This window comes from Streptomyces mangrovi (assembly GCF_900114215.1).
GTDB lineage: Bacteria > Actinomycetota > Actinomycetes > Streptomycetales > Streptomycetaceae > Streptomyces > Streptomyces barkulensis.
On sequence record NZ_FOSG01000004.1, the window covers coordinates 233,776 to 247,189 of the forward strand.

Here is a 13,414-nt window from a genome sequence, read left to right on the forward strand (position 1 = left end):
GGCGACCTATCGGGGAGCAATAGGCTTTCGCTGCGGCGGGGGATTTGCCGCCTTGACAGATGGGAAGTGGCAGAGTCAGGCTGCGCCGTGCGTCCGACACTGTCTGCAGCGCACGAGAGCGCTTCTGGAGGCATCGTGAGAATTGGCCTGCTCGGATGGGACTATTCCGGGATCGACCCCGATGGAACGAGCCTGGTGGAATACGGGCGGGAGCGCGGTCACGAAACCTCCTTCTTCACGCTCGAGGAAATCGCGTACCACCCCGGCCCGGAAGGGGTCGAGTTGACGCTGAAGGGGGAGCCGGCCGCTTCCTTCGACGCGGTGATCAACCGCTCGAAGCTCTACGGGGACGACTGGCGCGACCGGGTCGAGCGACTGGCCATGCTGAGCAACGTCCCAGGTCCGATGCTGTTCGACCCGGTGGACGTATGGCTGACGGGTTACAGCAAGTTCCTCATGACGCAGAAACTCGCCGCCGCCGGACTGCCTGTCCCGCCAATGCGTTCGGCGGTGTCGCTCGCGGATGTGGAGACGGCCTTCGAGGAATGGGGTGACATCATTCTCAAACCCTCCTACGGCTACCGGGGACAGGATGTCGAACGCATCCATGATTTCGGGTCGCAGAAAGAAGTCGCGGAGGATCTGCTGGCGCGCTTCTCCACCGTCCTCTGTCAGCCGTACTACCCGACCGAGGGCGGTGAATACCGTATCAGCGTGGCGGGGGATGTCACGCCGATAAACATGCTCAAGCTCCCCCCTGTCGGCTCCTGGCGCTGCAAGACGCTGGAGGGTGCGAGTTTCGAGCGGATCGACGCTCCGGACGAACTGGTCGACCTTTCGGTCCGCGCGACCCGAACCCTGGGAATGACCCTCTCGGGACTCGACGTACTTCCCCATGAGGGCGGTTACATGATTCTCGAGGTCAATCCCGTTCCCGGTTTTCTGAGCGTCCTGGGCGCGGAACAGCACCGGCAGGTGCTGGCCGGCGTCTACGACTGGGTGGAGCGGAAGGTCCAGGAGGGCCCCTCCGCCTGACGGCGGACCGCCGAACCCCGCTCCGGCCGCCGACCGGAGCACCGGCCGTACGACACCGAGCACCGGGAGAGCCATGCGCTACACGACCTTCGGACGGAACACGGGGCTGCGGGTCTCGGAGTTCGCCCTGGGTACCGCCAACTTCGGCGCCGCCTACGGCAGCGGCCCCGGCGGCGCCGACCTGATGTGGAGCAGACGGGGCGACGGCGCCGAGCGGGAGGAGGCCCGTAAGATCTTCGAGCGCTTCGCCGAGGCCGGCGGCACCCTGATCGACACCGCCGACTGCTACCACTTCGGCCAGGCCGAACGCCTGCTGGGCGAGTTCCTCGCCGCCGACCGCGACCACTTCGTCCTGGCCTCGAAGTACAGCGGCGGAGACTCCCGGAACCCGGGGATCTCCGACACCGGCAACAGCCGCAAGAACATGATCCGCTCGGTCGAGGGCAGTCTGCGCCGCCTGAACACCGACCACATCGACCTGTACTGGGCGCACTTCCCCGACACCCTGACCCCCACCGAGGAGATCCTGGCCGGCGTCGACCACCTGGTGCGCAGCGGCAAGATCCTCTACGCCGGGCTGTCGAACTTCCCCGCCTGGCGCACCTCCCGCGCCGTCACCATCGCCGAACTGCGCGGCTGGTCGCCGGTCATCGGTATCCAGACCGAGTACAACCTGCTCAACCGCACCGCCGAGCGCGAACTGCTGCCCATGGCCGAGGGGCTCGGCCTCGGGGCGGCCCTGTGGTCGCCGCTGGGCGGCGGGCTGCTGACCGGCAAGTACCGCCGCACCGAGGCCGGCTGGGTCAGTGACGAGAACCGCCGCCACCCCCGGAACAACACCGACCGCATCGCGGCCGTCGTCGACGCGGTACGGGAGGTGGCCGGCGAGGCGGGCACCGCGCCGGCCCGGATCGCGCTCGCCTGGCTGCGCGCCCGCGCCGCGCGCTCCACCACCGCGCTCGTCCCCGTCATCGGCCCGCGCAGCACCGCCCAGCTCGAGGACTACCTCGCGGCGCTCGACATCGCGCTCACCGACGAGCAGACGCGCCGCCTGGACGAGGCGGGAGAGATACCGCTCGGCACGCCGCACGAGATCAACGCACTGGTGCGCGAGTCCGTGCTCGGCGGAGACCCGGACCGGGTGGCCGCCCGCGCCGTCCCCGTGGCCTAGGGCGTGCCGTGAAAGTCCCGTCCGCGGGGCGGCGCCATGCCCGCGCCCCTGCCGCGTTGTCGGGCCTCGGCGCAGCACGCTGCGCTCTCGGCCCTCCGCCTCGCCGTCGCACGCACCTGACGCCGCCCCGCGCGCCCTGCGTGCGCACGACGCCACTTTCACGACACGCCCTGGCGCCGGGCCCGGCAAAGGTGTCGGCTCAGGCACCGGTCCGCCTCCCGCAGCGGGGGGCGGACCGGGTCACCGACGCCAGGAACGGCGCCCGGTACGGCGCGGTGGGCACCGGGGAGTCGCTGATCAGACGCGCCGCCAGCGGATACTCCGGGGCCGCGCCGGGACCGGCGTAGGCCAGGATGAGGGTGGGGTCGCCCAGAGCGCGCAGGGAGAGCACCAGGTCCGCCTCGTCATGTCCGTCCGGGTCGCCGAAATCCTGGGAGGGGACGGCTGCGAAGCCCATACCGGTCTTGAAGTGGAAAAGGCCCGGCTGGGTGAGGTGGCCCAGCAGGTTCGGCTCGTTCCCCAGGGTCACCCGGGCGTAGCCCTTGGCCCGCGCGACGCGCATCGCGGAGAAGTACAGGGCGCGGGCCAGACTGTGCCTGCGCCACTGAGCGCTGACCGCGGAGAAGCGCACCACCGCGGCGTCCCTCTCGGGCAGCTCCAGCACCAGGCAGCCGCCGGCCAGCTCGTCCCCGGCGTACGCGAAGACCCCGCAGAACTTCTCCGGTCCGTGCAGCACGGCGTCCCGGTAGCCGAGGGCGAAGGGGACGCCGAAACGCATTTGGGCCACACGCTCCTCGTAGAGGGCGAGGAACGCCTCCAGCGTCCGCTTCGACACCGGCTCCTCGACCACCTCGCGCAGCCCGGCCGCCTGAGCCCGGCGCCGGGCGCGCCGTACGTCCTGCCGTGCCTTGGTGTCCAGCCGGGCCAGGAACTCCTCCTCGCCGGAGCCCAGTTCGGCCACCCAGGTGACGGTGGCGGGCTTGCGCAGGAAGCCCCGCCCGGCCAGCTCGTCCCACAGCTCGGCGGGCGGGCGCTCCATCCTGACCACGTCCACGTCCACGTCCACACCCGCGCCCGGGCCCACGCCGGAGTCCGCGGTCCGCCCGGCCGCCGCGGCCCAGGGCTCGGCGGCCAGCTCGTGCGGCTCGATCAGGGCGAGCGACAGGCCGTATCTGTCCACGATCTCCATGCACCACTCCCGGGCCGGGCGGTTGGCTGCTGCCGGGCACCGTGCCGGTCGTCCCGGATCGGGGAGGACCGGCACGGCACGCTGTCCCTCTCCGGGCCGCTCAGGCCTCCCGGGCCAGGCGGTCCCCGAAGCACTCCAGCGCGCGGGACCAGTTGCCCGCGTACTCGGTGACCAGCTCCACGAACTCGGCCGCCCGCGCGCCGTCGTCGACCAGGCTCGTCATACCGGTCTCGTCGTCGCTGACCTGCTGGGCGTGGACCGTCTCCGCCTTGATGTGGGCGTCGATCCAGGCGAACTGCTCCTTCTCGGTGAAGATCTGCTCGCCGCCGGCCAGGACCTTGGCGTACATGCGGCGGAAGCCCACCGCGATGTCCAGGGCGATGGTCTCCACGACCCGCAGCTGTACCGCCGCGCCCAGCGGCGAGACCGCCAGGCGGTCCATGTTCTCCAGCAGGTCCTTCACGGGGGAGGGGAGCTCGGCGGCGGCCCGCCGCTCCTCCTCGGACACGTGCGGCAGCAGCGGGGCGATGACGGTGTCCTCCCACCACACGTAGTGGATGCCGGCCGGCCCGCGCGGCGCCACCGCACGGAACTCCGGGGCGGCGTTGTCCAGGTCGTCGCCGATGACCTGGTACACCGTCTGGAAGGCGCCCAGGATCTCGCGGGAAGGGTTCTCGCCGGCGAAGGAACGGGCCATCACCCCCAGTCCGGCCAGGGTGGTGAACATGAAGCCCTTGGTCATCGCGCGCCACCACTCGGCGACGGCGAGCCCGGCCTGCGGGCTGACGGCCTCGACGCTCCGCGCGGTGCCGAAGAAGCCGTTGTCCGCGCGCCGCAGGCGCGCCTTGTCGATCTCCTCCTCGATCCGCTCGTCGAGCGTGTCGCGGTCGGCGGGCGAGAACTCCGGGGCAGTGGTCACGATCACTCCAGGGGTCCGACGGGTGGTGTACGGGTGGTGCGCGGGAAGGGGCGGCGTTCGGACGCGGACGGCGCAGGGCCCACCGCGGGGGCCCACGGGGAGAGCAGGCCGGGGGCGGGAGCGGCCCTAGACGCCCAGCCGCTCCTTGACCTCGGCGAAGAACGGCACGTACCGGTAGTCCCGGGCCACCGGGTCGTAGTCGGTGTACCGGTTGGTGAACTCCAGCAGCCGCCCCCGGACGGCCTCCACCGGCTCCCGGTGGATCGCGGCCTCGATGCGCTGGATCTCGCCGAGGAACTCGGCCAGGGCCGTGGGGACCGCCGCACCGAGCTCGATCACACCGTCCCTGACGCGGATGCCGCCGTGCTCGCTCAGGTAGCCGAAGAGCAGCTGGGACGCCACGGCGTCGTAGTTGGGGCGCGGGATGCCCTCCACGGCGTAGCGCAGCAGCCGCTCCGCCAGGATGTACTCGTAGGCGGTGTGCGCCTCCTCACGCGGCAGCGCGCGGTCGTTGAGCAGGGCCAGCATGGCGGAGACGTCCACGCGCAGCTCCTCCAGCCCCGCCAGCGGCTTGTACTTCTTGGCCGGGAGGAACTCGGGGATGGGCATGTCGCCCTGCCGGTGGTGGTATTCGTGCAGCCGCACCCACCAGGACGATGCCTGCCGTATCCGCTCGTCCGGCGCGCCCTGGATGCGCGGGAAGCTGTCCTCGGCCATCACGGCGTCGATCATCTTCCGGGTGATGCGGTTGTGCCGCTCGACGAACTTGTCGATGAAGTAGAAGATCAGGTCGTCCGGCCGCTGGAGGCCGTCGATGTGGTTCTCCGGGAAGAGCGCCACCACCACGCGCGAGGTGAAGCCCTGCGACCGCCCGGTGATGACGACCGGGGCCGTCGGGCTGGCGTAGCGCTCGGCCAGGTGGGGATCGGCGGGCAGTTCCTCGTAGGTGAGGTAGTCCAGTGACAGCTTCGGGAAGTACGAGGCGTCGAAGAGCGAGAAGAGGTGGTTGTCGCGGCGGCCGTTGATGTGGCCCTTGACGGCGTCCAGCCGGTCGCCGGGGGTGAAGGAACCGATGTCCTCAAGGAAGGCCCGCACCACGGGCCGGCGGGACAGTTCCGGGGATCCCTCGATCCGTTCGGCCAGGATCTTGAGCGTGTCCCTCTCGCGGAACGATGAGCGGTCCGGCAACTCCCGGCGGATCGCGTCCACTTCCGTGAACACCGCCTCCATCCCGTCGTCCGGGATCTTTTCGCCGCTCTTCTCGTTCCTGCCGCTGTCGTGCCTCACACAGCCTCCCGGGCGCCGACGGTCGAAGTCGGCACGAGTCGCTGATCGAACTCCCGCGGCGAACCGGTGGGGCCCGGCCGCGGGACGGTCCGGCCGGCCGGACCGTCGGGTGACGACGCCGGTCGACGCGCGTTGAACCGGGGGCGCTCAGGCGCCCACCGATCCCTCTTCCTCGCAGGTGTTCAGGTGTTCGGGTACGTGCTCGGTGCGGCGCCCGAACAGGACACGGGGCCGCCGCGGCCGCCGGGGAGCCGGTGACCACGCAGGAGCGTAACCACGATCATGTGCTCTGACCAGACGTTCGATCACGCGAGTGCGGGCGATCTCCCGGGGGCGGGACGACCATGGCGGGCAACCGTGACATCGGGTCGGAAACCCTGCCGGGCAAGGTGGAACGGGGCACCGAGGTACCGGATGAACCGGCCGCCGGGCGGGAAGCAACACCCGGTGAGCCGCCGAAGGGGCGGGGGAGTGGAGAAGGCATGGAGGATCCGTCGCACACCGCACGCGCGCTGTGGGCCCTGCTCGAACCGCTCCACGCGGTGACCTACTTCGCGCCGGAGGCCCGACAGGCCTTCGAGGACGCGGGGCTGCACGGCTTCTGGCGCGGTTACTTCGCCGGACGCGCCGCGCCGCTGGGGGAGACCGGGCCGGAACCGGTCACGGCCGCGTTCTTCGGCTTCGCCCCGGCCATGGTCGCACGGGCTCTGCCCGGCCTCTGGGCGGTGGTGACGCCCGGACGGGCCCTTGAGGCCCGGCGGACCGGTGCCGGTGCGGCGCTGCGGCGCCTGCTGTCCGGTTACGGCCGTGAGGTGGAGGAGGCGGCCGGTCTCCTGCTGCCCGTGGTCCGGGATCTGGACTGCGCCGGGCGGGTGCTGGCCGCGGCCAACCGGGCGCTGCCCGTTCCGCCGGGCCCGGTGGAGCGCCTGTGGCACGCGGCGACCGTACTGCGCGAGCACCGCGGTGACGGCCACGTCGCGGCCCTGGTCGCCGCGGGGTTCGACGGCTGCGAGATCCTCGTCCTGCGGGCGGGCGCCGACCTCCCCCGCGCCGAACTCCAGCCCTACCGGGGCTGGAGCGACGACGCGTGGCGGGCCGCCGGGCGCCGGCTGGCCGCCCGCGGTCTGCTGGATCCCCGGGGCGGGGCGACCGCGGAGGGACTGCGGGCCCACCGCGCCGTGGAGGAGGCGACCGACCGTGCCGCCGCGCGTCCCTGGCAGGGCCTGGACGCGTCCGCGCGCGACCGGCTGCGCCGGCTGCTGGTACCCCTGGCCCGCGCGAGCGCCGCGGCGCTGCGGTTCCCCAACCCGATGGGACTTCCGGCACCGGCGGGGGAGATGACGGACGTGTCCGGCCCCCAAGTGCCCGGAAGCGGCCGGAGCGCGTAGCGCACACGCGGCCCGGACGCGTACGCGCGCCCGGGCCGCGCAGACGTTCCACGGCCTTCCTCCCGGCCCGTGCGTACGAAGACCGGTGGCGCACGACACCCTTCCGGCGGAGGGCGCCGGGAACGGGCCGGGGAACCTGGTCGGGGGGGAGGAGGAGGCCGCCCCCAGATCCAAGATCGCTAAATACCCGGCGATCAAGAGCATCCGATGGTGTGGGAAGGACCGGACCGCCATGGTCCCCGCCCCGGCGCCCGCCTAGCGTGCTGCTCGAACCGCCGAGGATCCCGCGTTCCCACGCTCCGGGACCGGGTCCTCGGCGTATGCCGCACCCCGCGCACGCCCACCCGAAGGAGACACGGCCGATGTCGGTAGAAGCAGCCGGTGAAGCGCAGCAGGACCAGAGCCTCAGCCTCGGCACCGCCGCCGCGCGGAACCTCGCCACCACCACCAAGTCCGTCCCCCAGATGCAGGGGATCACCTCGCGCTGGCTGCTCAAGGTGCTTCCCTGGGTGCAGACCGAGGGCGGTGTCTACCGTGTCAACCGCCGTCTGACCTACACGGTCGGCGACGGCCGCATCGAGTTCGTGAAGACCGGCTCACGAGTCCAGGTCATCCCGCGAGAGCTGGGCGAACTGGCGGTACTGCGCGGCTTCGGGGACGTGGGTGTGCTGACCGCCCTGGCCAACCGCTTCGTCCAGCGCGACTTCGAGGCGGGCGAGGTGCTCGCGCAGGAGGGCGACGCGGCCGACCACATCTATCTGATCGCGCACGGCAAGGTGCAGAAGACCGGCAGCGGCCCGTACGGCGAGCCTACCCGTCTGGGCGTACTCGGAGACGGGGACCGCTTCGGCGAGCAGAGCCTGCTCGACGGCGAGGCGGTCTGGGAGTACACCGCCAAGGCCGTCACCGGCGGCACCCTCCTCGCCCTGCAGCGCCGGGAGTTCACCTCCGTCATGGAGAGTTCACCCGCCCTGCGGGACCACGTCGCGCAGTTCGCCGCCCTCCCCCGGCAGCGGCAGAACGAACGTGGCGAGGCCGAGATCGCCGTGGCGTCCGGCCACAGCGGAGAGCCCGAACTGCCCGGCACCTTCGTGGACTACGAACTTCGTCCGCGCGAGTACGAACTCAGCGTCGCCCAGACCGTGCTGCGGGTCCACACCCGCGTGGCGGACCTCTACAACAAGCCGATGAACCAGACCGAGCAGCAGCTGCGGCTCACCGTCGAGGCGCTGCGCGAGCGGCAGGAGCACGAGCTGATCAACAACCCCGAGTTCGGCCTGCTGCACAACGCCGAGTACAGCCAGCGGATCCAGACCCACTCCGGGCCGCCGACCCCCGGACGACCTGGACGAGCTGCTCAGCCGCCGCCGCGGCTCGAAATTCCTTCTGGCCCACCCGCGCACCATCGCCGCCATCGGCCGCGAGATGAACGCCCGCGGTCTCTATCCCGACCACGTCGACCTGATGGGCAACCACGTCCCGGCCTGGCGGGGCGTGCCGATCCTGCCGTGCAACAAGATCCCCGTCACCAGGGAGCGCACCAGCTCCGTCATCGTCATGCGCACGGGGGAGGACGACCAGGGCGTCATCGGCCTGCACCAGACCGGGATCCCCGACGAGTACGAGCCCGGCCTGTCGGTGAGGTTCATGGGCATCGACGAGAAGGCGATCATCTCCTACCTCAATGGTGTTTTGGTCTTCGAGACGTTCCTCGGCTGCGACACCCAGCAGGCCGCCGACGCCGTCAACGATCTGATCACCTCCCGGCTCCACCAGTTCGAGCACACGGTCCTCACCGAACTGCCGCCGCTGTTCGCCGAGCACGGCCTGGCCCCGAAGTCCTGCGCGGACGTGCTCGCGTACGCCAAGGGGCTCCAGGACTGGCAGGCGGGCGGCCACGAGTGGCACATGCGCTCCAGCCGCTACATGAACGACGCCTCGGCCGGTGGGCGCGGCGTCCCCTCGCCGGGCGGGGCGGGGTTCCCCCACGGGCCCACCGGCCCGGGCACCTCGGCCGCCGGCATCGCGGCGGTGCTGGGCAGGGCCCGCGAGGCGGCGCGGGCGCCGGAGCCGTGGGGTGGCCACGCATGGAACCGGGCAGGTGAAGCATCCGTGTGACATGGAGTGTGTGATTTACCGGGAAGAGGACGGAACGGCCCGGCAGGTCGGCCGCGAGCGGCCCGGCGAGGCGGGACGGACAGTGCTCAAGCACCTGCGCGATCTGGGCGAGGGGGAGTTCGGCTGGGTGCGCCTGGACTCTCCCACCGAGCGCGAGGTGGCCGAGCTGACCACCGAGCTGGGACTGCACCCGCTGGCGGTGGAGGACGCGGTCCACGCGCGCCAGCGCCCCAAGCACGAGCGGTACGGCGACGTGCACGCGGTGGCGCTGAGGACGCTGTGGTACGTCGAAAAGGAGTCGGACGCGGAGACGGGGGAGGTGGAGACGGGGGAGGTGATGGTCTTCCTCGGCCCCCGCTTCGTGATGACCGTCCGCCATGGACCGGCCGACCCGGCCGCCGAGGCCGCCCGTCGGCTGGCCTCCGACCCGGCGACGCTGCGCTTCGGCCCCGCCTCGGTCCTGCACGCCGTCCTGGACGTGGTGGTGGACGCCTATGGCGACGCCGCCGGCCGGGTGCGCACCGACCTCACCCGGCTGGAGCGCTGCGTCTTCTCCCCGTCCCGTGACGACCTCACCGAGGAGATCTACTCGCTCAAACGGGAGGTCCTGGAGTTCCGCGACGCGATCCGGCCCCTGGTCCCGGTGGCGCGGGAGTTCGCCGCCGAGACGCGGTCGCGGTGGCCGCAGGGGGCGCTGCCGTACTTCCGGGACGTGGCCGACCATCTGCACCGCACCGACACCGAGGTCCGGTCCCTGGACGAACTGCTCAACTCCGCGCTCGACGCCCACCTGGCCAGGGTGGGCACCTGGCAGAACGACGACATGCGCCGCATCTCGGCATGGGCGGCGATCCTCGCGATACCCACCATGGTCGCCGGCCTGTACGGCATGAACTTCGAGCACATGCCGGAACTGGAATGGGGCTTCGGCTATCCGCTGGCCGTGGCCGTGATGGCCGCCGCAGCCGGCTTCCTGTACCGGGCCTTCCGGCGCAACGGATGGCTGTGACGGCCTGCGGGGGCCACCCGAACGCCCCAAAAGGTGCCTTAAGGGGTTTCCGTCCGATCAGGGAGGCAACGCGGAACAGAGTCGAATCCTTCCCCGAACAAGGAGTCCCCGTGGCTGTCGCCGCCTTTGTGATACCCCCTCTGCTGCTGTGCGTGATGCTCGCCCTCGGGCGGTACGAGGAGCGCATGCTGGGCGAGGCCGGCCCGGAGCCCGCCGAGGCCCCGAGTGAACGCCACCTGCGGGCCGTGCCGGACCTCCCGGCGGGCGAGTCGTCGCGGTCCGCCGCCCCGCGCGAGGACAAGCGCGCCGCGTGAGACGTGGCCACCGCGGGACCGGGAAACCCGCCGGGCCCCGCCCCCGTACCGGCACGAGCCGGCCGGCCGAACCGCCGGGTGATCCGTGCCGGGACAAGGCCGCCGCTTCCGCGAAGCGGCGGCCTTGTCCCGTTCCGCGGCCCGCCTTCCCGTTTCCGGTCCCCGTTTCCGGCCCCGTCGTGCGATCGCCGCGGACCGGGGAGAGGTGTCGTTCTCCGCGTGGGCGGGCGGCCGTCCCCGCCGGTTTGCGAACGCGTCGTCGGCGGTCGGCGCCTGCCAGGAGATCCAGGACGGGAGGGATCCGGGCATTCCCGGGCGTATGCGGCGACCCGCCCCGGGCACGCGGTCTGTCATGGGAACGCTGAACCGATGGGAACGCAAGGTCGAGAGCTGGGAGCACTCACTGCTGGCCAAGGTGCTCCGCAGGGAACCGGTCGAACTCCTCGACGCCCTGCGGCGCGAGTGCGACGACCACGCCGTGGTGTGCAGCCACAGCCGTGTGGTGGTTCCCAACGCCTACGAGGTCGAGCTCTCCGCCGCGGTGCACGGGAAACTGGCGCGGCGCGGCGGTCGGATAGGCCAGCTCCTGGCGGACAGCCTGGCGCGCCACGGGGAGCGGAAGGGATACGAGTGGGCCGGCCCGCTCACCGTCCGCGTCACCGTCTGCGACGACCTGCCCAACGGCCGCTACCGCGTGACCGGCAGCCCCACGCCCAACGTCCGCGCCGACGCGTTCGCCGGACACGGAGACCCGGTCTCCGACCCGGTGCGCTGACCGCGGACCCGGCGCCCCCGCATGCCCGCAGGGGTGTGCCGCACCACCCGGAACCTCATGGCACACCGGGTGTGACCAGCAGGAAAGGGATACGGCGAGCCCCCCAGTAGAGCAACGCCTCCCAGCCGCACCCGGTCAGACGCTCCGCACACACTCTCAGCTCCCGTTCGGCCCGCTCGCGTCCGGCGGAGGCGGTGGGGCCCCGCCATTCCACGCGTACCGCGCCCGGTTCGCCGGAGTCGAGGACGCGGTACCCCGCCCGGGTCCGGCGTCCGCCCGCGTCCACCGCCGACGGCGGTACGCCCGCGGCCTCCAGGGCCAGGGACACCGCCCAGACCATCCGCGCCCGCTCCCAGGGCGCCGGGGCGCCCGGGCCGGTACCGGCGGAGCCGTCCGTGACACGGCGTATCTCCAGCAACCCGGCCCAGGCACGGGCCACGGCGGCGGCGCGCAGCCCGGGGGCCTCCTCCCGCGGCGGTCCGTCACCGGTCGCCGCGGCGAACGCGCCGGAACCCGCGGCCCCGGCCTGCCCGGCGGGAGTGGCCGGAGCGGGCCGAGTGGCCGCCGCAGGCGTGGCTGCCGGGGACTCGGGCGAGACCGGAACCGATTCCTCGCGCAACTCCTCGCGCACCGCCAGCCCCGCCTCGGTCAGGTAGTACCTGCCCGCCGGCCCGTACGCCACGGCCAGGCCCCTGTCCCGCAGCGCGGCGCCCGTGGCCGGGCTCCCCGCCAGCTCTCCCGTCGCGGGATCGGACGCCACAACCGCCCGCCGCTGCGCGGGGGTGAGGGACTTCGCCGTCGGCCGCTGCGACACCGCACAACCTCCCTGCGGGCCCCCGCCCGGCGCGGGTGAGCCCATAGGGACCAGTATCCGTGGCCGGACCCCCAAGGCGTCGGCAACGGTTGTGCGGGTGCTCCTCCCGGTGCCGGGCACGCTGCCGTTCGTAGCCGTGCCGGGAGGGGAGCTTCGCCCGGATGCTCGCGCAGGTGCCTGGGCCGGAAGCGCTCGCGGTCCGCCTCACCGGAGAACTCGCGCGGATACCGGCGGACGCCCCGCAGCAGCCGGGCCGCCCCGCCGACCGGAGATCCCCCCGCACCCGGCGCCCCTCCCCGCCCGGACGTGACGGGACCGGTACGCGGCGGAGGCCGGCTCGTGCGCCGGCCTCCGCCGCGTCCGCCACCGCCCCCGGCCGGCCCGCAACGGGCGGCGGCACCGGGCCGTCACGCCCCGGCGGCGCGGGCCGGCCCGTCTCCGGGGACGGCGCATCCGAAGGAGTGCGGAGACAGGACGACCGGGCGGACGAGAGCGGTTCCACCGGTCTCGTCCGCCCGGTCGTCCCGGCCCCTGCGGTGGACGGAGCAGGGCCCTTCAGTGCGGCGGCACGGTCGCGCCGTCGCGCTCCCAGCGGTAGAAGCACCGTGCCATGGCGTCCTTCGGGCCGCGCCAGGTCTGAGGGTCGTAGGGCCGGACGTACGCCGTCAGCCGCTCGCTGACGGCGCGGAACTCCGGGTGGTCCACGGCCCTGGTGATGGCCGGCCCGGGATCCCGCTCGCTCTCGATGAGGTGCATGTACACGTCGCCGAACTGGAAGAGGCTGCGCCGGGCGACACCCACCAGGTGGGGCAGCTCGCCGCGGTCGGACTCGGCGAACACCTTCGCGATGTCCGGCGCCGCCCCCGGTTCCATCCGGGCGACGATCAGGGTGTGGTGCACGGAAGGATCCCCTCTCAGTCGGCCATCGCCGCGGGCTCGTCGGCCCGCCGGGCGCGCTGCTCGATCCGGTCCCGGATGAGGGCCATCTGGACGCGGGAGTTGCGGTTGATGTTCCGCGTCATCCATGTGTCGTCGACCGGTGCGTCCGGCTTCATCGCGAAGTCCTGCGTCCAGCGCATCCTCACGCCCTCGGAGGTCTGCGCGTACTCCCAGCGGATGTCCATGTACTGGAAGGGGCCGGTCTCCACGCGGTGGGCCCGCACGGTGAGGGCGTCGCGGTCGGCGGTCCGCTGTGACACCCAGCTCCACACCGTGCCGTTCTCGTCCGGGTGCATGGTCAGACGGAAGGTGGTGGTGTCGCCGTCGCGGGAGAGGATCTCGACGGAGGCGTACTCGCTGAACAGCCGCGGCCAGTTCTCGATGTCGTTGGTCATCTCCCAGACGAGGTCCAGGGGTGCGTTGATGACGATCTCGTTCTCGGTGTGCCCGGCCATC

General features: G+C 72.3%; 12 protein-coding genes and 1 pseudogene. 7 read left to right on the forward strand and 6 right to left on the reverse strand.

Annotation, left to right across the window (positions count from 1 at the left end):
* The first annotated feature begins 135 nt into the window (after positions 1–135).
* Positions 136–1,035 carry an ATP-grasp domain-containing protein gene (locus BM237_RS07640; RefSeq protein ID WP_093848759.1) on the forward strand — a complete coding sequence of 300 codons (900 nt, stop codon included), beginning with the start codon at positions 136–138 and terminating at the stop codon, positions 1,033–1,035.
* A 73-nt stretch (positions 1,036–1,108) separates the two neighbouring features.
* The gene (locus BM237_RS07645; protein WP_093848760.1) at positions 1,109–2,206 is read left to right on the forward strand and encodes an aldo/keto reductase; all 1,098 of its coding nucleotides are present in this window, start codon (positions 1,109–1,111) and stop codon (positions 2,204–2,206) included.
* A gap of 199 nt (positions 2,207–2,405) precedes the next feature.
* On the opposite strand, the gene BM237_RS07650 is transcribed toward BM237_RS07645, so the two are convergent.
* The 3 genes from BM237_RS07650 to BM237_RS07660 all read right to left on the reverse strand — a co-directional run bounded on the left by BM237_RS07650 (position 2,406) and on the right by BM237_RS07660 (position 5,601).
* On the reverse strand, positions 2,406–3,395 hold the full coding sequence (locus BM237_RS07650; protein WP_093848761.1) for a GNAT family N-acetyltransferase: 990 nt from the start codon (positions 3,393–3,395) through the stop codon (positions 2,406–2,408).
* Positions 3,396–3,495: 100 nt separating this feature from the next.
* A complete protein-coding gene (locus BM237_RS07655) occupies positions 3,496–4,314 on the reverse strand; it encodes a DUF6202 family protein (protein WP_139238069.1) in 819 nt (272 codons plus the stop codon).
* A gap of 126 nt (positions 4,315–4,440) precedes the next feature.
* Positions 4,441–5,601 (reverse strand): DUF6421 family protein, encoded by a 1,161-nt coding sequence (locus BM237_RS07660; RefSeq protein WP_245793474.1) that lies wholly within the window; start codon positions 5,599–5,601, stop codon positions 4,441–4,443.
* A 482-nt stretch (positions 5,602–6,083) separates the two neighbouring features.
* On the opposite strand from BM237_RS07660, the gene BM237_RS07665 reads away from it, so the two are divergent.
* From BM237_RS07665 to BM237_RS07685, 5 genes and pseudogenes are all read left to right on the forward strand, one after another.
* Positions 6,084–6,989 (forward strand): SCO6745 family protein, encoded by a 906-nt coding sequence (locus BM237_RS07665; RefSeq protein WP_093848763.1) that lies wholly within the window; start codon positions 6,084–6,086, stop codon positions 6,987–6,989.
* 362 nt (positions 6,990–7,351) lie between these two features.
* Positions 7,352–8,672 (forward strand): annotated as a pseudogene (locus BM237_RS07670) (family 2B encapsulin nanocompartment shell protein); the annotation flags it as partial.
* Between the two features lie 436 nt (positions 8,673–9,108).
* On the forward strand, positions 9,109–10,116 hold the full coding sequence (locus BM237_RS07675; RefSeq protein WP_093848764.1) for a magnesium and cobalt transport protein CorA: 1,008 nt from the start codon (positions 9,109–9,111) through the stop codon (positions 10,114–10,116).
* Between the two features lie 110 nt (positions 10,117–10,226).
* Entirely contained in the window at positions 10,227–10,430 is a 204-nt protein-coding gene (locus BM237_RS07680; protein ID WP_093848765.1) for a hypothetical protein, read from the forward strand.
* Between the two features lie 352 nt (positions 10,431–10,782).
* Complete coding sequence (locus BM237_RS07685) at positions 10,783–11,205, forward strand: DUF3662 domain-containing protein (RefSeq protein ID WP_093848766.1); 423 nt, start codon at positions 10,783–10,785, stop codon at positions 11,203–11,205.
* Between the two features lie 55 nt (positions 11,206–11,260).
* Here BM237_RS07685 and BM237_RS07690 read toward each other — a convergent pair whose 3' ends face one another.
* From BM237_RS07690 to BM237_RS07700, 3 genes are all read right to left on the reverse strand, one after another.
* A complete protein-coding gene (locus BM237_RS07690) occupies positions 11,261–12,019 on the reverse strand; it encodes a hypothetical protein (RefSeq protein ID WP_342746216.1) in 759 nt (252 codons plus the stop codon).
* Positions 12,020–12,574: 555 nt separating this feature from the next.
* On the reverse strand, positions 12,575–12,919 hold the full coding sequence (locus tag BM237_RS07695) for a TcmI family type II polyketide cyclase (protein ID WP_093848767.1): 345 nt from the start codon (positions 12,917–12,919) through the stop codon (positions 12,575–12,577).
* A gap of 14 nt (positions 12,920–12,933) precedes the next feature.
* The gene (locus tag BM237_RS07700) at positions 12,934–13,413 is read right to left on the reverse strand and encodes an SRPBCC family protein (RefSeq protein WP_093848768.1); all 480 of its coding nucleotides are present in this window, start codon (positions 13,411–13,413) and stop codon (positions 12,934–12,936) included.
* Position 13,414 lies beyond the last annotated feature (1 nt).

What these genes read in the sequence shown, in the direction of transcription:
- BM237_RS07700 (WP_093848768.1), bottom strand. Translation starts at nt 13,413, where the DNA reads ATGGCCGGGCACACCGAGAACGAGATCGTCATCAACGCACCCCTGGAC.
- BM237_RS07675 (WP_093848764.1), top strand. Translation starts at nt 9,109, where the DNA reads ATGGAGTGTGTGATTTACCGGGAAGAGGACGGAACGGCCCGGCAGGTC.
- BM237_RS07665 (WP_093848763.1), top strand. Translation starts at nt 6,084, where the DNA reads ATGGAGGATCCGTCGCACACCGCACGCGCGCTGTGGGCCCTGCTCGAA.
- BM237_RS07650 (WP_093848761.1), bottom strand. Translation starts at nt 3,395, where the DNA reads ATGGAGATCGTGGACAGATACGGCCTGTCGCTCGCCCTGATCGAGCCG.
- BM237_RS07685 (WP_093848766.1), top strand. Translation starts at nt 10,783, where the DNA reads ATGGGAACGCTGAACCGATGGGAACGCAAGGTCGAGAGCTGGGAGCAC.
- BM237_RS07645 (WP_093848760.1), top strand. Translation starts at nt 1,109, where the DNA reads ATGCGCTACACGACCTTCGGACGGAACACGGGGCTGCGGGTCTCGGAG.